Annotated in this window: 17 protein-coding genes and 3 pseudogenes; 8 read left to right on the forward strand and 12 right to left on the reverse strand. The window is 68.8% G+C overall.

All coding sequences use genetic code 11. The features are described 5' to 3' along the window. Positions 1 to 1,536 precede the first annotated feature (1,536 nt). Positions 1,537 to 2,328: a hypothetical protein gene (locus ADL25_RS20425; RefSeq protein WP_059129211.1), complete on the reverse strand. Its 792-nt coding sequence runs from the start codon at positions 2,326 to 2,328 to the stop codon at positions 1,537 to 1,539. A gap of 336 nt (positions 2,329 to 2,664) precedes the next feature. Between ADL25_RS20425 and ADL25_RS20430 the strand changes: the two genes are divergently transcribed. The 4 genes from ADL25_RS20430 to ADL25_RS20445 all read left to right on the forward strand — a co-directional run bounded on the left by ADL25_RS20430 (position 2,665) and on the right by ADL25_RS20445 (position 6,458). After that, positions 2,665 to 3,612, forward strand: a complete 948-nt coding sequence (locus ADL25_RS20430) for an ABC transporter ATP-binding protein (RefSeq protein ID WP_059129212.1) — start codon at positions 2,665 to 2,667, stop codon at positions 3,610 to 3,612. Next, positions 3,609 to 4,451 (forward strand): ABC transporter permease, encoded by an 843-nt coding sequence (locus ADL25_RS20435; protein ID WP_059129213.1) that lies wholly within the window; start codon positions 3,609 to 3,611, stop codon positions 4,449 to 4,451. Before ADL25_RS20430 ends, ADL25_RS20435 begins: the two co-directional genes overlap by 4 nt. A gap of 79 nt (positions 4,452 to 4,530) precedes the next feature. Then, positions 4,531 to 5,793, forward strand: coding sequence for a sensor histidine kinase (locus ADL25_RS20440; RefSeq protein WP_059129273.1), 1,263 nt, complete (start codon positions 4,531 to 4,533; stop codon positions 5,791 to 5,793). Continuing rightward, positions 5,790 to 6,458, forward strand: a complete 669-nt coding sequence (locus ADL25_RS20445; protein WP_059129214.1) for a response regulator — start codon at positions 5,790 to 5,792, stop codon at positions 6,456 to 6,458. The genes ADL25_RS20440 and ADL25_RS20445 overlap by 4 nt, the downstream gene beginning before the upstream one ends. A gap of 155 nt (positions 6,459 to 6,613) precedes the next feature. Here ADL25_RS20445 and ADL25_RS52210 read toward each other — a convergent pair. Further along, positions 6,614 to 6,700, reverse strand: a pseudogene (locus tag ADL25_RS52210) (HalD/BesD family halogenase); the annotation flags it as partial. Between the two features lie 391 nt (positions 6,701 to 7,091). Continuing rightward, entirely contained in the window at positions 7,092 to 8,072 is a 981-nt protein-coding gene (locus ADL25_RS20450) for a quinone oxidoreductase family protein (protein ID WP_063805688.1), read from the reverse strand. A 98-nt stretch (positions 8,073 to 8,170) separates the two neighbouring features. Between ADL25_RS20450 and ADL25_RS20455 the strand changes: the two genes are divergently transcribed. Next, positions 8,171 to 8,848 carry a TetR family transcriptional regulator gene (locus ADL25_RS20455; protein WP_063805690.1) on the forward strand — a complete coding sequence of 226 codons (678 nt, stop codon included), beginning with the start codon at positions 8,171 to 8,173 and terminating at the stop codon, positions 8,846 to 8,848. A gap of 83 nt (positions 8,849 to 8,931) precedes the next feature. On the opposite strand, the gene ADL25_RS20460 is transcribed toward ADL25_RS20455, so the two are convergent. Further along, a complete protein-coding gene (locus ADL25_RS20460) occupies positions 8,932 to 9,813 on the reverse strand; it encodes an NAD(P)-dependent oxidoreductase (RefSeq protein ID WP_059129215.1) in 882 nt (293 codons plus the stop codon). Positions 9,814 to 9,908: 95 nt separating this feature from the next. On the opposite strand from ADL25_RS20460, the gene ADL25_RS20465 reads away from it, so the two are divergent. After that, positions 9,909 to 10,289 carry a winged helix-turn-helix transcriptional regulator gene (locus ADL25_RS20465; RefSeq protein WP_059129276.1) on the forward strand — a complete coding sequence of 127 codons (381 nt, stop codon included), beginning with the start codon at positions 9,909 to 9,911 and terminating at the stop codon, positions 10,287 to 10,289. Between the two features lie 127 nt (positions 10,290 to 10,416). Here ADL25_RS20465 and ADL25_RS20470 read toward each other — a convergent pair whose 3' ends face one another. From ADL25_RS20470 to ADL25_RS20495, 7 genes and pseudogenes are all read right to left on the reverse strand, one after another. Further along, complete coding sequence (locus tag ADL25_RS20470) at positions 10,417 to 11,583, reverse strand: epoxide hydrolase family protein (RefSeq protein WP_107116658.1); 1,167 nt, start codon at positions 11,581 to 11,583, stop codon at positions 10,417 to 10,419. Continuing rightward, entirely contained in the window at positions 11,549 to 12,799 is a 1,251-nt protein-coding gene (locus ADL25_RS20475) for an MFS transporter (protein ID WP_063805691.1), read from the reverse strand. The genes ADL25_RS20470 and ADL25_RS20475 overlap by 35 nt, the downstream gene beginning before the upstream one ends. A gap of 38 nt (positions 12,800 to 12,837) precedes the next feature. Then, positions 12,838 to 13,446 (reverse strand): TetR/AcrR family transcriptional regulator, encoded by a 609-nt coding sequence (locus ADL25_RS20480; RefSeq protein WP_059129216.1) that lies wholly within the window; start codon positions 13,444 to 13,446, stop codon positions 12,838 to 12,840. Between the two features lie 949 nt (positions 13,447 to 14,395). Further along, positions 14,396 to 14,543, reverse strand: a pseudogene (locus tag ADL25_RS50640) (ATP-binding protein); the annotation flags it as partial. Between the two features lie 351 nt (positions 14,544 to 14,894). Continuing rightward, positions 14,895 to 15,098 carry a cold-shock protein gene (locus tag ADL25_RS20485; RefSeq protein WP_037751662.1) on the reverse strand — a complete coding sequence of 68 codons (204 nt, stop codon included), beginning with the start codon at positions 15,096 to 15,098 and terminating at the stop codon, positions 14,895 to 14,897. A 1,056-nt stretch (positions 15,099 to 16,154) separates the two neighbouring features. After that, entirely contained in the window at positions 16,155 to 16,736 is a 582-nt protein-coding gene (locus ADL25_RS20490) for a hypothetical protein (protein WP_159044963.1), read from the reverse strand. A 253-nt stretch (positions 16,737 to 16,989) separates the two neighbouring features. Next, the gene (locus ADL25_RS20495) at positions 16,990 to 18,279 is read right to left on the reverse strand and encodes an MFS transporter (protein WP_063805693.1); all 1,290 of its coding nucleotides are present in this window, start codon (positions 18,277 to 18,279) and stop codon (positions 16,990 to 16,992) included. Positions 18,280 to 18,372: 93 nt separating this feature from the next. Between ADL25_RS20495 and ADL25_RS20500 the strand changes: the two genes are divergently transcribed. After that, positions 18,373 to 18,891 (forward strand): MarR family winged helix-turn-helix transcriptional regulator, encoded by a 519-nt coding sequence (locus tag ADL25_RS20500; RefSeq protein WP_059129218.1) that lies wholly within the window; start codon positions 18,373 to 18,375, stop codon positions 18,889 to 18,891. A gap of 815 nt (positions 18,892 to 19,706) precedes the next feature. Beyond that, on the forward strand, positions 19,707 to 20,249 hold the full coding sequence (locus ADL25_RS20505; RefSeq protein ID WP_147317878.1) for a hypothetical protein: 543 nt from the start codon (positions 19,707 to 19,709) through the stop codon (positions 20,247 to 20,249). Between the two features lie 135 nt (positions 20,250 to 20,384). Here ADL25_RS20505 and ADL25_RS52215 read toward each other — a convergent pair. Beyond that, positions 20,385 to 20,687: pseudogene (locus tag ADL25_RS52215) on the reverse strand (GNAT family N-acetyltransferase); the annotation flags it as partial. Between the last annotated feature and the right edge of the window lie 36 nt (positions 20,688 to 20,723).

The following is a 20,723-nucleotide window of genomic DNA, read 5'->3' on the forward strand; positions in this document are numbered from 1 at the left end:
CGAACGGCGGACTCGTCTATTGCCGCCGCCTGACGTGCGGCGACCACAGCTCTTCGGCATGCCTGTGAGTCTGGCAGAGCAGCCTGCGGCGCGGAACGGGACTTGGGGATAACCCTCTCCAGGGTGAGCGGTGATACTCCCATGTTGTGCGCCGGGCGCACGCCGAAGGCGGGACAGCCCACGCTGGAGAGCTTGAAGCGGCCCTCCGGACCAGGTAGTTGTCCCATCGGGACCGATAGGCGGCTCAGACCATGAGCGACCAGAGGCGGGCCGCTACACAAGGCGGACTCCCGTCACCCTGGCCTACCGACACCTTCCTGTGAACCATCCCCGCAGCGTCAGCAAGGAGCCTTGCAGGTGGGACACATCCCGATCCGCCCAGTGGGACGCCTATTCCGCAAGCGGCAAAGCCTTCAGCCGCCTTGGGGACACCGAAACGCCGGCTGCTGACCGAGCTCGTCCCGGCCCCGCAGGGCGGCCGTGCCCTTGACGTCGGCTGCGGGCTGGGATGTGTCGGCAGACAACGTGTCCCACGCAGGTCATGTCGCTTTGAGCCCGGGGTGAGTTTCTGAAGTGTGTCGCGTTACGGCGCACCCCCGTGACGCCGGCCACCGTGAGCGGACCGAGCAACGCGCCGACCTGGTCCATCGCCTCGTGCACGGCAAATCCCCGGCCCCGCCCGGTGGCGGCGGTGGCGTGCGAGAGCAGCGTGTCCTTGGCCGGAGAGCGCACCGCCTTGCCGACCCGTTCGGCGACCACAAGGGTGCAGGCCACCCACAGATCGCCGGTCAGACCGAGCACCGGAACGCTGACCGCGGTCAGGGCGTATCCGGCGATCGCCCAGGCCCAGAAACGGCGGCTGCGGTCGGCCAGCGGACCGGAGACCAGCCGCATGTCCGAGCGCGGCGGCCTCCCCCGCCCTCGTGACCACGCCGACCACGGCGGCCGAGGCTCCCAGGTGGGCGAGCAGCGGGCCGGTGATTGAGCGGGCGCCCTCGTAGACATGGTCCATGAGCAGCCTGACGGCCCCGAACACCACCACGAACCGCCACGGCGACAGGCGTCGGGCAGGTCCGTTCGGCGGTGCGGAGGCAGTGCGGGCGGGCTTCACATGTCCTCCCCGGAGGTGTCACGCGCCTGGTACGGCCAACGTGGACACGTCCCCGTCATCACCGCTGCCCGACGGGGAGCGCACCTTCGCCCCGCGCATCGCCAGGGGCTCGGTCCGGCGGGTGCGGAGCTGGCCTCAGGAGCGCCAGGCGCGCCCTTCGCGGGCAACGTAACAGTGCCGGATGGCGCCCGGCAGGTGCATCAACCCCGGCGCCCGGGGCAGTGGACTCGCCCGCCACCTTGGGCGGAGGCGTGGGACGAGGATCGTTCCGGGCCTGCGAGGGCGTCTCGGACGTGGCATGGTCGGTCTGCGCCGCCGTCTGGCTCAGGCGGCGGGGGCATCCGGCCGTTTCCGTCGGCTGTCGGCGAACAACCGCCGGCAGGGACGCGGCTACCGACTGGAACCGTGGCGTGCGGTCCCGGCCGTCAGTTCGCCTCACCGCTGGGCGTGTCACGGCGCGAGGTGGCCAGGTACCCGACGAAGCAGACGATGGCGATCGTCCAGGCAAGGGTGACCGGCCCCAGCCCCAGCCCGAGCCCGCCCCGGGTGTGCCCGAGCGCCATCCAGTCGGCGAGGGAGGCGCCGAGGGGGCGGGTGATGACGTAGGCCGTCCAGAAGGCGGCCACGGCGTTCAGGGTGGCGAAGCGGTGGGCGAGCGCGGGCACGCAGATCGCGGCGGCGAAGAGGAAGACCGATCCGAGGTAGCCGAAGCCTACGGTGGCGGTCAGATCGCCGGCGGCGGTGCCGAGGGCGAAGGTGGCGAGGACCGCCGCCCAGTAGAAGGTCTCGCGGCGGCGGGTCCGGATGCCGTGGATGGACAGCGTCCGCTCCGCGGCGTACCAGAGGGCGAACACGGCGGCCAGGGCCGTGAGGAAGAGCGGTGTGGACACCGTGTAGGAGATGCCGAGGCCGACGTGCAGGACATCGGCCGCCATCGTGCCGAACACGCTGACCATGACGATGGCGGTCCAGTACACCCAGGCGACGTACCGGCGGACGGCGAACTGCACCATCAGGGAAGCCACCAGGGCCAGACCACCGAGGGCGACCGCCGGCACCGGGCCGAGCACCCGGGCCAGCAGGTCCGACGCGGTCTCGCCCATCCCGGTGGTGAGCACCTTGATGATCCAGAAGTAGACGGTCACCTCCGGCACCTTGTTCGCCATCTGCCGTACGGGGGCCAGGGGCCGGTCGTCGAGGAGGTGCGCTGTAGTCATGATCGCACGATGACATGGTGAACTCTTGGGTCCTGGACGCGTTTGCCATTGCTTTGGGGCTTCTGGGGCATGAATTTCAACACCGCACGGACCATCTGAACGCAACCTGAACAGCTCGGCAAATGCCCTGGTCACGATGGTTGTGCTGGTGATACGCGTGGGCTGTCCCGCGGGGCACACTCACAGCGGCGCGCACTCGGAGTCGCGTAGTACCGCGGTACCACGTGCGCGGGCCGTTTCAGCCTCCGGTACCACGGAGTCGGGGCGATCGGGGCCCTAGCGTTGCGGGTGAGGCGCCGGATCCGACGGACGCCGAGCCCGAGAGAAAGTGCGCCCATGATCGACGCGCAGCAGCTGACCAAGAGGTACGGGGAGAAGACGGCCGTCGACGGCCTGGACTTCGTCGTGAAGCCGGGCACGGTGACCGGCTTTCTGGGGCCCAACGGAGCGGGCAAGTCCACGACGATGCGCATGGTCGTCGGGCTGGACGCCCCCACCAGCGGCTCCGTCACGGTGAACAGGCATCGCTACGCCCGACACCGGGCACCGCTGCAGGAGGTCGGCGCCCTTCTGGAGGCGAAGTCGATCCACCCGGGCCGCTCGGCCTACAACCACCTCAGGGCATTGGCGCTGACGCACGGCATCCCGCGCCGCCGGGTCGACGAGGTCATCGAACTCGCCGGGCTCGGCAGCGTGGCGAAGAAGCGGGCCGGTGCCTTCTCCCTCGGTATGGGCCAGCGACTCGGCATCGCCGCGGCGCTGCTGGGCGACCCGCAGACGGTCATGCTGGACGAACCCGTCAACGGGCTGGACCCCGAAGGCGTTCTCTGGATACGCAACCTGCTGACGTCACTCGCCGAGGAGGGACGCACGGTGTTCGTGTCCTCGCACCTGATGAGCGAGGTGGCACTGGTGGCGGACCATCTCATCATCGTGGGGCGCGGCCGGTTGCTGGCCGACACGACCGTGCGGGACCTGGTCCGCGAGGCGGGGGGCGACACCGTGCAGGTGGCCACGCAGGACCCGGCCCGGCTGCGGGACGTCCTGGCCGGACCGGGCGTCGACATCACCGGACGCATCGGTTCCGAGGAACTGCAGGTGACCGGGCTGACCGCACGCGAGATCGGTCTGAAGGCCGCCGAGCACGGGATCGCGCTGTTCGAACTGAGCACGCGCCAGGTGTCGCTGGAGCAGGCGTTCATGGACCTGACCAGGGATGCCGTGGAGTACCACGGGTCCACGACCGGCACCGAGACCGTCGAGCCCCTTGAGAGGACCGCATGACCACCTTCACCGCCGCCACCACCAACACGCCTCCCGCCGCCCCCGCCCGCCCCGCCTACCGGGTGACCGGGCGGCGCGTGCTGGCCTCGGAATGGGCCAAACTCTGGTCACTGCGGTCGACCTGGATCACCCTGGGACTGGGACTGCTGTTCCTGATCGCGTTCGGGCTGATCGCCTCGAGCCGGTACAAGTCCGGGATCGGCTCCGGCCACATGGACCGGGACTTCGCCCGTTCGACCGCCGTGAGCCTGTCCCTTTTCGGAACGAACTTCGCCCAGCTGGCGTTGGGCGTCCTCGGCGTGCTGGTCACCGCGGGCGAGTACTCGACCGGCATGATCCGCTCCACCCTGGCGGCGGTGCCGCGCCGGCTCCCGGTCCTGTGGTCCAAGGCAGCCGTGTTCGGCCTGGTCGCGCTGGTCATCGGAACGCTCGGCGTGTTCGTCGCCTTCCTCTTCGGCAGCCGCATCGTCTCCGGCACACCCGCCGCCATGGACTTCTCGCATGCCGGCGTCGTACGCAGCCTGCTGGGCGCCGGTCTCTACCTCGGCTTGGTCGGCGTGATCGGCACTGCCCTGGGCGCCCTGCTGCGCTCGGTGGCCGGCGGCATCTCTGTCCTCGTCGCAACGCTGATGCTGATTCCCGGCCTGGTCTCCCTGCTGCCCAGTTCCTGGCGCGACGACATCAGCCCCTATCTGCCCAGCAACGCGGGCGAGTCGATCTTCGCCCTGACCCAGGACGCCACCAGCCTGTCGCCCGGGGCCGGCCTGCTGGTCTTCCTCGGCTGGACGGCACTCGCCCTGGCCGGGGCGGCGTACCGGCTGCTGCGCAGCGACGTGTGACGCCCTGCACCATGAACACGTGACCCCAGTGACCCCCCTGACCCCCGAGGCCGCCGTGCCCACCGAAGACATCGGTGGGATGGGACCGCTGGTCGCCCGGCTCTCCCGGGCCAGCCAGCGGCTGCGGCAGGCCGACCGAGCACATCCGTGGGTGCTGGACACCGCGGTGGTGGTGATGGTCTTCCTGGTGTTCTGCCTGCCGGACCTGCTGCACGCAGGTGGCGGCGATGGCGATGGGCCCCGCCGGTTCCGGCTCGCCTTCACCCGACTGCCGGTGGCGGGAATGCTCGCGCTGCAGGCCGGGCTCGTACTGCCCCTGCTGTGGCGCCGACGCGGCCCCGCGGTCGCTTTCGGCGCCGTGGCCGGCGTGTTCGTCCTGCAGTGGTCGCTGGGTGCCGCGCTGCGCGCGGACATCGCCCTGTTCATCGCCCTGTACAGTCTCGCCCTGCACGGGCGGCTACGGCAGTTGCCCTGGGCCTGCGGGGTCATGGCGGCCGCGTTGGTGCTGGTCGCCGTGCGAGCATCGGCGGCGGTGTCCGTCGGCGACGCGCTGTTCTTCCTGCTGAGCACGGCGACCGCAGCCCTCGCCCTCGGTCTTGTGGTCCGGATCCGCCGGGCCCAGCTCGCGGGGCTGCGGGAGCGGGCGACCCGCCTGGAAATCGAACGGGACCAGCGCAGCCGGCTCGCCGCCGCGGCCGAACGCGCCCGGGTGGCCCGCGAGATGCACGACATCGTCGGCCACAACCTGTCCGTCATCATCACCCTCGCCGACGCCGGGGCCTACGCCACCGCCGTCGCTCCGGAACGGGGCAGGGAAACCCTCCACCTCATCGGCGACACGGGCCGGCAGGCTCTCGGCGAACTGAGACGCGTGCTGGGCGTCCTGCGGGAGGCGTCGGACGGCCCGAAAAACGGCCCGGAACTCAGCCCACAGCCCAGCCTCACGGACATCGACGAACTGTGCGAGGGGGTTCGGGCCGCCGGCCTGGAAGTCGTCTACCGGACCGCCGGTAACGTCGACGCCCTGGACAGCGGGGTCCAACTGACGGTCTACCGCATCGTTCAGGAAGCCCTGACGAACACACTGAAACACGCCGGAGCCGACGCCCGTGTGAACCTGGCCATCGTCGTGAAGGACATGCGGCTGACCATCACGGTCCAGGACACCCGCCCGGCCGGTGCCTGCCGCCGGCCTGATCCAGCGAACGAGGAAGGACACGGTCTGGTGGGCATGCGAGAACGTGCGGCTCTCTACGGCGGGAGGCTCAGCGCGGGCCCGGCCGGCGGAGGATGGACGGTCGAGGCCATCCTCGACCTCACCCCCCAAGGCGGTGCCCAGTGACCACCGTGCTCATCGTGGACGACCAGCCGCTGCAACGTTACGGCTTCAGCCTGCTCCTCGAATCCGTTCCCGAGACGGAGGTCGTCGGCGAGGCCGCCCACGGCGGCGAAGCGGTCCGCAAGGCAGCCGAACTCTGCCCCGACGTCGTCCTCATGGACGTCCGTATGCCCGGCATGGACGGCATCGAGGCCACCCGCCGCATCACCGCCACGGGCGACCGCTCCCGCGTCCTGGTGCTGACCACCTTCGACCTCGACGAATACGTCCACGCGGCCCTGCGCGCCGGAGCCAGCGGCTTCCTCCTCAAGGACGCACGGCCCGAAGAACTCCTGGCCGGTATCCGCGCCGTTGCCGTCGGCGACGCCGTCATCGCACCCGCTCTCACCCGCCGCCTCCTGCACGAGTTCGCCCACCTCGTACCACCCCGCCCCGGCGGCCCCGCCGAAGGCACACGACTGAGCTCCCTCACCGACCGCGAACGCGAAATCCTCGCCGCCATCGGCAAAGGCTGGAACAACGGCGAGATCGCCACTCACTTCGTCCTGTCCGAGTCCACGGTGAAAACCCACGTCGGCCGAGTCCTGGCCAAGATCGGCGCCCGCGACCGCGTCCAAGCCGTCATCTTCGCCTACGACCACGGCCTCGCTCGCCCCCATGTCGAGTGAGCCGCGGAAGACATTCCCACATAGCGGCAGAAGCAGGGCCTCCCCATCTGAATACCAAGCGACCCCTGATCGTTGACCTGAACGGCGCCGCTGGTCCAGGGGCTGGGCACCGAGGTGCCACTGTGGCAGTGACCACGAACGGCCCTCCGGCCCTAGTCGCGCATGTAGTTGGTGTATCCGTGGTGCACGACAGCATGATCGAAGGTCTCGTCCAGCATCTGTTCAAGTACGGCGGAATCCATGCCGCCCTTCTACCTCACTCGACGAGCCCTTCGACAACGAGATTCGCGGGTGTCGGACGCCGTTACCTGAGAGATCGCCCGGACAAGTCCTAGGCGACCACTCGCGCAACCATGTTGTTCCAGGGCGTCTCCGGTGATGGTGCAAGCCCGCCTTCTGAACCCTGCGCCATCACCCGCCCAAAGCCGATGGCGGATCTTCGTCAAGGGAGTGCCGGTGACGGCGTCCACAAGGAAGATCACGCAACCTGTAGCCACACAAGAACCATGATCAGCGCCACTGTTCGGTCAGGCAGGTCGACGGGAATACCGACCACGGGCTCGCCTCAGGCTGACCAAGCGACAGGGGGCACCCGCCAGTCCCACGTCAACCAAAGCCGGCTGGGCGGAGCTCTTACGGCACAAGTACGATTCGGCCGTTGACGGTGTGGTTCTCCAGCCTGGCGTGCGCGGTTGCCGCCTCGGCGAGGGGAAGTAGTTCGATCTCGGGTTGGAGAAGGCCGGATGCGGCGGCTTTGAGAGCAGCGCGGGCAGCGGGCGGGATGGTCTCGGGGTGCGCCGGTACGTATCCGCCGGCGTTGAACCCGGCGACGACGGTGTTGCCGTACCACATCGCGTTGCTGGGGATGGTGTGATCCCAGTCGCCGCTGGCGTTGCCCACCAGCAGCAGTCGGCCGGACGGTGCGAGCAGGTCCAGGCTCTGGGTGCGGACGGTGCCGCCGACGGGGTCGATGATGACATCGAACTTCTCCCCGCCGAGGGCATCGGGGAGATTGCCGGAGTCGGCGATGTCGTCGTAGGGCAGTTTGGTGGCTGCGGCGGGGCCCAACCTGGCGGTGCGGACCGTGCCGACGATCCGGGAGGCGCCCAGCTGCCGGGCGATGCCGGGGAAAGCGGACGCGAACGCGCCGAGGGCTCCATGGACGAGGACGCTCTCACCTGCGGCAAGGGTGATGGCTTTGGTGAGCGCGATGTGCGCCATGATCGCGTTGGGGACGGCTGCGGCGGCGAGGGCAGGGTCGATGTCGTAGGCCTCGGTGGAGACGACACGGTCCTGGTCGCTGATGAAGACGGACGCATACCCGCCCGTGCCGTTTCCGGGCAGCACCGCCACCTTCTCGCCCACGGTGAAACGCGTGACCCCCTCACCGACGGCGCGCACGGTGCCGGCGACCTCCAGGCCAGGCACGTACGGCGGCTGCGCCAGCCCTTCTTGGTCCTTGTACAGGCCCTGCCTCAGGTAGACGTCGATGAGCCCCACCGCGGCGTGGGTGACGTCGATCGCGACCTGTCCGGGACCGGGCAGCGGATCGGGCAGGTCGACGAGGGTGAGCACGGATGGATCGCCGAAGCGGGTGACCTCGACAGCCTTCATGAGGATCTCCTCTCGATAACGCACGGCGTGATGCGTTAAGTGGAGCCTAGCGCTCGGTCGACCGTTAAGGCAGCACGAGGTGCGTTATGATTCGTGGCATGCGTCAACGAGCCCGCTCCCTCCAGGACAAGGCCCACCGCGCCGAAGAGCTTCTAAAGGCGGCCGAGGCGATCGCGCTTGAACTCGGCGGCGTGCGTCATGTCACCTTGGCCGCGGTCACCGAGCGAGCCGGGCTGCACCGCACCGGGGTTCGGCGGTACTACTCCAGCAAGGAGGAACTGCTGCTCGAACTTGCCGAACGCGGCTGGGGTCAGTGGCGCGACGCGGTCCTGGCCGAGGTCGGCGACCGCACCGGCCTTGACCCCGTGCAGACCGCAGCAGTGGTCAGTACCACTCTCGCGTCCCTGCCCGTCTTCTGTGACTTGCTGACTCATGCCTCGTTGCACCTCGAGGGCGACGTCGACATCGAGCGTGCTCGCCGGTACAAGGCCAATGCCTTCGCCGCTCATGACGAAATCGTGAGAACGCTCGATCGCGCCACGGATATGACGAGCACCCAAGTCGAGAGCCTGCTGGCGGTGGCCGTGCTGGTGGCCGCTGGACTGTGGCAGGCGTCCCATCCGACTCCCACCCTTGCCTCGCTCTACGAGCAGGAGCCGCGCTGGGGCCATGCCGCACTCGACTTCCTGCCCAAACTCGACAGCCTCCTCAAAGCCTCGGCCATCGGGCTCACCACAGCGACGCCACCGTGCACTGACGCTTCCCCACGGAGCTGAGGAGCCGCCATCCGTCGAAGGCCGCAGGCGCTACACCCAGGGTGGGGGCAAACGCGGTCGCTTCTGGGGTGGCAAGTGGCCGGTCAGTGCGCCAGCAGGTTGATCACGCCCGTCAGGCCCTCCTCGCCGTTGTCCTCCGTCAGGCGGCGGCGCATCAGCTCGAAGTAGGGGCGGAGCAGTTCCGGGCTGACGCCCTGCTGCTCGGCGGTGCTCAGGAAGGTCGGCGTGCCGGCCACCTGCATGGCGAGGTTGGATACGACACCATTGGTGTAGTCGCCGCTCCGCAGGTGGTCGGCGGTCTGGTGAACTGCCGGGGCCATCGCCACGAGCCAGTCGGCAAGCAGTGGGGCGAGCGACGCGGGGTCGATGTCCTCGTTGCGGATCAGGGCGAAGGCGTGCGCGGTCCCGGCGAACATCCCGTACATGGCGCTGAGCAGGGCCACGTCGTGCAGGGCTGCGAAGCCCGCGTCCTCGCCGACGTAGGTAGTGGCGGCCGGGACGCCCAGGGTCTCTTTGTGTCGCTCGAACAGCTCCCGCGAGCCGCTGTAGAAGACGTAGCCGCCGGCTTCCGGGACGCCGATCATCGGGGGGACAGCCATGATGCCGCCGTCAAGGTAGCGGGCGCCGCGTTCGCGGGCCCACTCGGCGCGGGCGCGGGCCTGGGCAGGGGTGCTGGTGGTCAGGTTGACCAGGTCCCTGTCGGCCAGGTCGGTGCCGGCCAGCGCCTCGTCGACCGAGGCGTCGTCCAACAGGCAAACAACGATCAGGGTGTTCGCTGCGACCGCCTCAGCGGCGCTGTCCGCGGCGCTCGCCCCCTCGGCGGCGAGCACTGCGGCGCGGGCCGGGGTGCGGTTCCAGACGGTGAGCGGATGGCCGGTGGCCAGCCAGGTACGGGCCAGTGCGGTGCCCATCGCACCGAGGCCCAGCAGCGTGACGGGGGTCTTCTCAACGGTGTTCTGTGCCATGCCGATTAGGCTGGTCACAAGCCCGGAGGTGATCAAGTACCTACTTTGGAGTGGGTGGTTACCCCGGGGTGAGCGAGCACGTCAGAGGGGTGGGCATGACGACGCTGAACCGGCCGAGCACACCAGACGAACACGCCTGCGGGATCGACACCGCGATGGAGGTGATCGGCGGCAAGTGGAAAGTGCTGATCCTCTGGGCGCTCCATGAGCATCCCCACCGCCGCTTCGGCGAGTTGCGTCGACTGCTTCCGGGCATCACCGAGAAGGTGCTGGCCTCTCACCTTCGTGAGATGGAAGCAGACGGCATCGTGCACCGCGTCTCGTACGACGAGGTGCCGCCCCGCGTCGAGTACTCACTGACCGAGGACGGCGTGCGCCTCAATGACGCACTCCAGCCGCTGGCCGCGTGGGGACGCGAGCGGTCGATCGGTGGAACAGTCGGCGAGGAGCCCTTTGGCCAGGGTGCCTCTGCGTGACTCGGCGTCGACCTCGTCGAGCACGTTCACGAGTACGCCGGCAGTCGCTGATGATGCGCCCCTCGGCAATGCGCGGACCTGGCCGATCGCCGTGCTGTCGGGGGACGTCATTGCGTGGCTTGGTCTGTTACGCGGCAGGCCGCGGGACGGGAGGCAGTGGTGAGCGGTGGTCGCGGAAGAACTCGGTGATGTCGTGCGCCAGCAGGCCGGGTTCCTCATGGGCGGCGAAGTGTCCGCCGTGGGGCATGTGCGTGTAGCGCGTGAGGTTGTAGGTGCGCTCGACCCAGCTTCGTGGTGGTTGACTCAGGTCTGCGGGGAACAGGGCGAGTGCGGTGGGGACGTCCACCCGGTGCACTCGTCGGGTCAGGTGGTGCGCGTACTCAAAGTAGGGCCGGAACGAGGTGGAGATCGTGCCCGTGAACCAGTAGAGGGACGTCTGGGTGAGCAGGAAGTCGTCGCTGAAGCGCCTGGACAGGTCGCCTCCGCAGTCGCTCCATGCGCGGTACTTCTCCATGATCCAGGCCAGCAGGCCGGCGGGTGAGTCGGTCAGCGCGGGGGCGAGGGTGAGCGGGCGGGTGTTCTGCTGGTGCATGTAGCCGCCCTCCTGCGCCTGCCAGGCGGCGACGGAGGCGAGGTAGGTGTCCTCCTCGGGCGTGAGTCCGACCGGGTCGTGGTCGGCCGGGGCCGCGGCGGCGAGCAGGTGGATGCCGACCACTGCCTCGGGGTGGGCTTCGGCGAGCCGTGAGGTGATGCCGGCGCCCAGGTCTCCGCCGTGTGCCGCGTAGTGCCGAAAGCCGAGGTGGTCTTGCATCAGCCGGTGCCAGAGGTCGTGGGTCTGTTCGGCGCCGGAGAGGGTGGGCCGCTGAGGTGAGAAGGCGAAGCCGGGCAGTGAGGGGACGATCACAGTGAAGGCGTCCTCCGTCCGCCCGCCGTACCGGGAAGGCGTGGCCAGTCGTTCGGCGAGACTGGTGAGTTCCAGGAAGGTGCTGGGCCAGCCATGGGTGAGCACGATGGGCAGGGCGTCCGGGTGTTCGCCGTCGTAGCGGAGATAGTGCACGGGGGTGCCGTCGAAGTCGGCGAAATGGGACGGCAGGGCGTTGATGGCGGCCTCGTGGGTCCGCCAGTCGTAGCCGGAGGCCCAGTAGGTGACGAGGCGACCGAGCTCGGTGGCGTCGGTGCCGGCCTCCCAGCCGTCGATCGGCCAGGGCTCGGGCCACCTTGTGGCGCGCAGCCGGGCACGCAGGTCATCCAGTTCCGTGTCACTGACCTTGATCACAGGTGTGGCGGTCGGCATGGTGCTCTCCTCTGTGTGCTGAGTGTGCGGGCGCGGCGGACGCGGTGTCGGCCGCTTGTTCGTGTGCGGTCGGCGGGGTGGCACGGGCGACGCCCGCCAGGGCGACGGAGGCGGCCATGAGCGCCGCGACCACCAGCAACGCCGGTGCGAGGGCAGTCCGTTCGGCGAGGAATCCAATCAGCGGCGGGCCGCCGACGAAGCCGCAGTACCCGATCGAGGTGATCACTCCGACGCGCGCGGCGGCGCGGGCGGGATCGTCCGAACCGGCGCTCAGGCCGACGGGGAATCCGAGCGCCGAACCCGCTCCCCACAGCAGCGCTCCGGCGAAGCCTGTCCAAAGGCCGGGGCCGAACGCGAACAGGACGACACCGAGGGAGGCCGAACAGGCCGCCGCGCGCAGCGCGGCGGGCCGGCCGAGACGGTCGACGATCAGCGGCCCGAGCCAGCGGCCCAGCGTGACCGCCGTGAGGAACGCGGCGTAGGCGAGCGTGCCGACGGCGGCCGTGGTGTGGTGACGGTCGATGACGGCGAGACTGATCCAGTTGCTCCCCGCGCCTTCCGCCAGCGCAAAGGCCAGTGCGACCAGACCGATGAGCACCATGCGAGGCTCCCGCCACGCGCCCGGGCCCGTCCCCGGCACGTTCACCCCCGGCGGCCGTGCCGTGGGGCTGAGCTCGGAGAGGAAGGAGCGAGCAGCCCAGGGCGTCAGTAGCGTGACGAGGAGGGCCACCGCGCCTATGTGGAGGCCGACCGGTACGTGCAGGGCGCTCATGAGCGCGCCGAGACAGGCACCGGTGACCGTGCCGAGACTGAATCCGGCGAAGAAACGGGACATGAGGACCCGGCCGAGCCGCCGTTCGACGGCTGCGGCGTGCACGGTCACCGCGACGTCCCAGAAGCCCGTGGCCGTGCCCAGCAGGAAGAGCCCGGTGAACAGCAGCGGCGGCCACAAAGCGAAGCCGAGCGCCACCGCGCCGAGACCGACGCCGACGAGCACGGCCACCGCGCTGACAGTCCGCCGCGGCCCGCGACGTGTGACGACGGTTCCGGCCAGAGGCAGCACCAGCACACCGCCGACCGCGATCAGCAACAGAAGAAGGCCCACCGATGCGGCGTCCAGGTCCATTCGCTCGCGGATCTGCGGCAAACGGGAGACCCAGGTCGCGCCGGCCAGACCCAGGGCGGCGAAGACCAGGTACGTCGACCGTACGGCCATCGCGGTCTCATGCGAACACGGGCCGTCGGCACAGGCGTTCACGTCTCCGACCCGATGGCCGGGCCGAGGGTCTGCGCGATGGCCGCCCGCGTCTCCTCACGCGGTTCCCGGTCCGCCGACAGCAGGGCATGCATGATCATCCCCTCCAGCAGGGCGTCCAGGCGGGCGGCGGTCTCCGGTCCGGTGAAGCGGGCCAGGACAGCGCGACTGGCCCGGGTCCACTCCTGTGTCAGTGCGCGCAGAGCCGGGTCGCGCAGCGCGGCCAGGTGCAGTTCGAAGCCGAGGACCGCACTGCGGTGCCGGGACGGTCCTCCCTCGACCATGTCCGCCAAGACATCGACCAGGTCCTCGCGCGTCGCCACCCCGGTGAAGAGGGCTTCGTACTCGGCGGTTCGTTGTTCGACGTACCAGGCGAAGGCCTGGGTCCGCAGATCGGCCAGGCTCGCGAAGTGGTAGGTGACCGAGCCCAGCGGCGCGTCCGCGCGGGAGGCCACCTTGCGGTGCGTCAGGCCGGCCACCCCGTCCGCGACGAGTACCTCCAGCGCGGCGTCCAGGATCCGCTCCCTGCGCTGCGGATCGTGCCGCCGCGCCCGTCGCTCCTCGTGGCCTGCCGCCTTTCGCCCGTTGCGGGTTCCCCTGTCATCCATAGGAACAAACGTACACTACTTAAGAACGAGGGTTCCTATCGCTGTCTCCACCTTCGGGAGATCCGCCCGTCGCCGTTGCGCCGCTGCCCCAACAAGCGACGCCGCGTGAGCGGGCCAATGCGAACAGTTACATCACACACGGCAACAGGAAGTGAGGCCGCGGGCGTGGCGGCACTGGTGGCTCCTCACGTCGTCGTCGAGGGCGACCGGCTCTCCTGGTAGCAGTCCAACACTCGCCCCATGCGTTGTGAACCTTGCTTTCGCCGTGCTTCTGGACGGCGACACTCTGATCGGCACCTCCAAGGCGGAACGCCTCCCGGCCTCCGGGGTCACCGGCCGACGTCGCGTGGTAGGCGATGTCGAGGGTGAGCATGTGCCACACCACGCTCAGGCGCGAGTGCTGACGGCGATGAGGGATTGACGCGTAGTGGCGTTTGGAAGGTCATCGACTTCAAGCCAGTGCCGCTCAACAGGGGCGGTTGACCGTGAGTGGAAAGCTCCTGCAGGCCACCCCGGATGGAGACGGCCAGCTTGTGCCTGGCTGCGACGAGCGCGCGGGTGCTTCGTCTGCGGGTGGGACGCATCGGACCGAGTGCAGCCCGGCCTGCCGTCCGGACTGGGATCGAGCCGCCAGAACCCGGTCCACAGCGCGGCCATACCGGCGCAGGCCACGAGAGGCGCGTCGGCGAAGCCTTCCGGAGTGACCGACTCCTTGCCTGCCAGGCGGTGGGATGCGGCCTCAAGGAGTGTCCGGGGCTCGTCGTAGCAGACGGTCACATCCAGGCCGTCGCCCGGGATGGGCAGTGGTGTGCAACCGACGAGTGCGCCGACCTGGCGGTTGGGCAGGGCACGGGCCTCGTTGTCGCCCGCGGTGGTCAGCCGCTGGCCGGGGGTTTCGGGCGTACTCGCTTGAGTGCAGCACCGAGTTCACAGTTCCGTGCACCCCTACTCAGGCCATGTCGCTGTCCCGATCGATGGCCGGAGGCGGTTCTTGAACCGGTAGCTGTTGCCGTTGATCGGACGACCTCGCAGTGGTGCAGAAGGCGGTCGAGGATCGCGGGGGCCAGAACCTCGTCGCCGAAGGCCTGGCCCCACTCACGCCGGGCTGCTGTGAAGTAGCCCTCGTTCAGGGCCCCTCCCGTCTTGAAGACGAGATGCGGGGCCGACGATACGCAGGCGTTGCCCGCAGGCCGTGATGCCCGGTGCTGTCTGGAAGGCGAGGCTGACGCCCTGCGGAGGGTGATCAGGATCTGGGCAAGCGTGGCGACGCCGACTAGAGGTTCGCACCATCGATCCCGACGACATGGACGGGACCGATGGCCTCCGCAACGACAAATCAATGGGCCGGCCGGCAACGTCAGTCACTTGCCGAGTTCCCGACGGTTGAGCGCAATGCGCCAGGCCTCCTTCAGCCCAACTCCAGGAGGCCTGGCGCACGCAGTGCCTGCTCAGGCGGGGGTGATGTTCTCCGCCTGCGGGCCCTTCTGGCCCTGTGTGATGTCGAAGGTGACGGCCTGGCCTTCCTGGAGCTCGCGGAAGCCGGACGCGTTGATGTTGGAGTAGTGCGCGAAGACATCGGGGCCGCCCCCGTCCTGCGCGATGAAGCCGAAGCCCTTTTCCGCGTTGAACCACTTGACGGTTCCACTGGCCATGTTGGTGCCTCTCAGTCGATATCGGACCCGCACTGCACGGGCCCGGGAGGTGATCGCCCTGGTCCTCAGGCACTGCACAGCAAAACGTCCATACGGAAGCGCGCGGATAGTACTGCGAACCACGATCGCAGCCAAAGCTACCCCGCTGGAACTATCCCTCGCCAGAGAGTGACGATCATGAGAGCACCCAGTGTTGCTGAGCCACGTTTGCAGGTGAAGGGACCCAGGCCTGGCCACTCGCGCAGGATTATCAACCCCCGGGGCGCGGGAGGGTGGTGTCGTCGTCAAGGGGCCGAGGGTTCGGCTGTTGTCCTGAGCTGCTTAAAGGGCGACCTCTGGCCATCCCCGCGTGACCAGCGACCGCCACTGCGAAGACATAGAGCTGCCGGCCCAGACAGTCACGTACAACGAGCGGTGGCGGTGGCAAGAACCAGAGGTCTGCCTTCGGCGCGCTGATGTCCTCCTTCCGTACAGGGCCTCCGTTCACCGTTGGCGGAATGCCCGCCCCCTACCGGTCAGAGGACGTCACGAGCTTGTCTCACGTGGCGTCAGGTTGATGCGGCATGATGCTTTGCCATGGGTGTTGGGCTGTCACAGTGGTTGGTTCCTGACGAACTCTGGTCTCTGGTTGACCCGTTGCTGCCCTCGTTCTCCGCGCGTCCGCAGGGAGGAGGGACCGCTCCGGTCGACAAGCGGGCCGTGTGCAGGGCCGTGGTCTACGTGCGGACCAGTGGTTGTGACGGCGGCATCTACCCGAGACTTTCGGCGTCTCGCCGGCCGCCGCACATCGCCGGTTCACCGCGTGGACCGAGACGGGACTGTGGCGGCGACTGCACTTGGCCGTGCTGGACGAGCTCGGCACCCGAGGTGAGCTGGACTGGACCTCCGCCATCGTGGGACGCGGCATCCGTCCGTGCAAAAACGGGGATCGCTGACCGGGCTCAATCCGGTCGACCGAGGCAAGAAGGGCAGCAAACTGCACGCTCTACGCCAGGAGCTTAGGGACGAAATGCGGCTCATGCGGTGACGCAAAGCTGGTCGCGGGGAAACCGCGCTCTAACCGTCGCGTCGCCGCTGTCCTCCATAGAAGAGGGACGCCCCGACCACCAGAGTCAGCCCGATGGTCGTAACAAGGGTGATCTCACTGGTGTCCTGATCCTCGGATCCGTACGGCAGCCATGGATCGAGCAACCCCAGCGGGTCCTCGCGTACCACGATACGATCGCCCTTCTTGGCCTGGCCAAAGCAGTTCTGCATCTGGGAGGCCTCGAAGGTGCGTTGCTCACCGCCCAGTTCGCGGATCGAGCACATCATGTCGGCGCCATGCTTGCGGTGCAGGTCGACAACGTCCACGACGACCACATCCACCGGCTCTCCGACAGTCCGCATGTACCCCTCGTACACCGCCGGCCCCGCGAATAGCGTCAGCGCGAACCCGGCCACAGCCGCCAGCGTCGCCGCCCCGGCCCGATGCCACACTCCGCCGACCAGACACGTCGCGACCGCGACGACGGCCAGCACGACCACCACCCCGAGCAACGTCACCCACTGCGCCACCCCTGCTCCGAACAGCAGCAGCACCGGAACGGCCACGGCCCACTTCAACGAGTTGACCGCCTTGCGAGCCGGACTCAGCACGCGCTTCCCGCTCACCACCCCGCCAGGCACGACCCCCGCCGCAGCCCCGAATTCGTCCATACCCCCGTTGCCCCCAAACATCATCAGTCCCCGCCGACGAGAGTACGGGCACGCGGGCCTGATGCAAGGGCGCCGTTGCTCACGCAGCCGCCGGAGCAGGAGATGGCAACCATGTCCGACGGCGCGCAGTTGGTCTGGCAGCTGTCGCGCAGGGGTATCGTGCCCTGCCTGGTACCTCCGCTTGGTGCGTGTTCTAACGATCGGTTGATGTGCGTGCCCGTTCGGCCGTGTGCTCGTCCCTGTCTTGGCTACTGGCGGTGGTCGCCGGTGTGAGGGAGTTGGCCACGTTGTCCGTGGCCGGGAAGCGGCGCACGCCCGGTACTCCTGCAGTTCCGGCGCAGGCCACGGCCACCGCGGCCGCCGCGGCCCACAGCGGCGCCTGCGGGCCCCAGGCGCTCGCCGCGAGCGGGGCGAGAACGTAGCCGAGGGGCATGGCGGCCAGGGACAGGAGCCAGTCGTACGAAGTGACGCGGGCCAGCACACCGGGCGGGATGGCGGCCTGGACGGAGGTCTCCCAGACGGGGTTGAGGAAGCCGAGGCCAGCGAGGGCGAGGCCGTAGGCGACGATAACGGCGACGGCTGGAGCGCCGGCCGCGAAGAGGGCGAGGGGCAGAGCGTACGTCGCGAGGCCCAGGTTGGCCACGAAGATCGGCCGGCGGGGGTGGGCACGTCCGGCGAGGAGGGAGCCGAGCAGTAGTCCGACTGCGCCGGCTTGGAGGATCTCCACCCAGGTCTGCTCACCACCCAACTGCCGTATGGCCAGTGCAGGTCCGAGCGTCGTCAGCACGGCCGCGGCGCCGTTCCAAACGGCGTGCGCGATCAGGCTTGCCCAATACCAGTCACGGCTGCGGACCTCCTGCCAGCCCTCTACGAGGTCGGTTCGGAGGGAGCTGTGCCCGACCGGGACGTGCGCGATGCGGATTACGGCGAGCAGGGATGCGCTGACCGCGAAGGAACTGGCGTCCAGGATGAACGCCCAGCCGGGTCCCACGGTGAGGATGAGTACGCCGGCAAGAGCCGGGCCGCCTAGGCCGGTGGCGCTTCTGACTACGCCGAGCGCGGAGTTGGCGGCTTGCCGGTCCGTGTCCGGCACCGTGCCGGTGATCAGCCGCGGCAGGGTCGGCATGGCGAACGCGGAGGCAGCCCCGCCGACCGCCGAGGCGGACGCGATCTGCCACAACTCCGACGTATTGCTGAGGAGTTGGAAGCCGATGCAGAGTTGTGTGACACCGCGTACCAGGTCGGTTGTGAGCGCCACGGTCCGGGCGTTGAACCGGTCGGCGACGACTCCGCCAAGGGGTAGAAGCAGAAGTCGCGGGACCATCGAGCAACCGAGGACGAGTGCAAGAGCGGATGTGGAGCCGGTGGCCCGCAGCACGGCGAGGGAGAGCGCAGCGGGCACCACCGCGTCGCCGACAAGGGACAGCGATCGCCCCAGAAAGAGCAGCTGGAAAGCACGGTTGCGCAGCAGTCTGTGTGGCATGCCCCCGAATGTATTTCGATATCGAAACTTCGGCAACAAAACATCAGACACCGAAATATACGAGGCTGAAGCGTCACGCCGTATCCTGGAGCCATGGAGCGGATCGCGCCCACGGGGCAGGACTGGACGGACGAGCACGTCACCCGCTGGAAGGCGGTGCTGCCCGACCTCGATCCGGACATCGAGGGCGCGGTGACCCGCATGCAGAAGATCACCTCGCACCTGAGCAAGGTCCGCGAGCGGTCGCTGGTCAACTGCGATCTGGAACGGCACGAGTTCGACACCCTGCACAAGCTCGCCGCCCGCGCAGGCATGGCCACCCCGTCCGAGCTTGCCGCCGACCTCGACCTCGCCCCGGCTTCGATCACGGGCCGCCTCGACTCCCTGGAGCGCCGCGGCTTCGTGCGCCGTACACCGTCGAAGGCAGACCGGCGTCGCGTCGACGTCGAACTGACCGAACCCGGCCGCGCAACCTGGCTGGCTGCGATGGACGTGATCGGCCACGAGGAATATCGGCTGCTCGACGCCCTCACGCAAGAAGAACGCCGTTCCCTGTCCAACCTGCTGCGCCGCGTCGCACTCGCAGCCGAGGCGGACGACGGTACCTCCTGATGCCGCCTGCGCCGCGAGCACGGATGCGCCCGCCTCCTCGCTGCCGGAGCCGTCCATGCTCGTAACGCGTCCAGTTCCTGGATCAGTTGGTCGACGAGTTCGTCCAGCGCCGATTCAGGCATACCGGTCAGCTCCGGGCTTGCGCAGACAACCAGTGCAGGGCTGTGCGGACGGGCCGGGTATTTGGACCTTCCCTGGGAGCTGATGGGAGCGCCCGTCAGGCAGACCTGCCGTCTCCCGTGGGAACGCCGGGCCTCTTCTCCGGTTCCTGGGCGAACGTCCCCCACGCCCTGTTCGCGGTGGACGCACGGACCGGCCCCGCCCTCTGGTCGGCCGGCACCATCGAGGACGCCTTCGCGCGCCCCCCTGGTCTCCAGCCGGAGCAGCGCACCCGCCGGCTCCACCGCCTCATGAACGCCACGGGGCAGATGCCGGGAACCATGCCGTGCATCGGAGCCGGTCATGAGGATCACCCGTCTTCGAGAATCGGTGCGATCACGGGACTCGCCTCGCCCCGGTCGCGGTCGGCTATCAATACACCAGCGGCCTGCCCGTACGGGTCACCGCCAAGGAAGCCGCCGACCTCGCCGCCCAGGTATCGGCCGGTGGACGCGCGTAACTTGGACGCTGCACTCAAGGAATGGACCGAGTGCAGCTGACCACAGCCGCCGTCCGATGCAGACTCGCTGATCACCACGGCGGCCGCCCTATGGGGCGCCGATAAGGACTGCGCGCGAGCACGAGTCAACGGAGACGGCCCCTCAATACCCTGGGTGCTCAACGAGTGACAAGTACCGGCGATAAAGCAGGGGATCATGAGCAGCGAACGCACCTACGGGCCACGAGGACTTCCCGAGGACAAACCCGGCAGCGACCAAGCCGCATCACCTGCTGCCGAGTTGTCAGACGTCATACTCGTCGTAGCGACGATGACAGCAACGCCGTTCCTGCAGGCGATCTCCACCTACTTCGGGAACGCTCTGGCCAAGGGGATGGGCTCGGGGACGCGCGAAATCATGCACCGGTTCATTCGTCGACAGGCGCGAGCGAGTCTCGACGATCCTGCCGACGTCGTGGATCTCATCCACCTGCGTACCGAGGACGGGTGGCTGGTCGAGATGAAGGTAGCCGTCGAACCCGAGGCGCTTGCTCAGCTTCCGGAGCTGTGCGCCGCGGATGCACCGCTCAGCGAGTCCGATCGGCGCCCCGGCACGACCGCGACGATCCGCTGGGACGGCGACGGCTACTGGATCGCCGCGACGGTACGTGAAGACGGATACCGCGTCGCCTTCACGTGGGATCCAGAGGCAAAGCAATGGCGGGAGCGTACCTACCGTCGCCCTATTCCCGTCACGTAGGCGCGATATGAGGGCACGGACTCGCCAGCCGAAGCCTTGGGCTCACCTGGACTGCCGTGCAGAAGGAGACGTGCAAACGCCCACTGGGCTCCAGAACCTGGCAGACGGGCCTTTCCATCATTACGGACCGCAAATCTACGACCGTGTGGGTTGGTTGGCGATCAGCAGAGTGGCATCGGCAGGGCAGAAGCCCAGGCGGCGGTAGATACGAGCGGCGCTCTCCTGCGCATAGGCGAGAAGGACCGTTTGCGCTCCGTGGTTGCGGGCCTGGGTGAAGAGGGCCGCCGTGACCGCTGCGGCCAGTCCCTGGCAGCGAGCGGTGGGCGTCGGCCATGTCCCCGGGGCCCGGCGGGTGGTGGCCACGACCAGGCGGGGGTCGGCGTTGATGATGACCTGCACGTTTGCGAAGAACCGGTAGTTGCGGCTCGAGGCGCCGACATTGAGGAGCGGCTCCCGTCCTGACTCACCCCAAGC

Origin of the sequence: Streptomyces sp. NRRL F-5122, assembly GCF_001507435.1 — a bacterium.
Lineage (GTDB): Bacteria > Actinomycetota > Actinomycetes > Streptomycetales > Streptomycetaceae > Streptomyces > Streptomyces lannensis.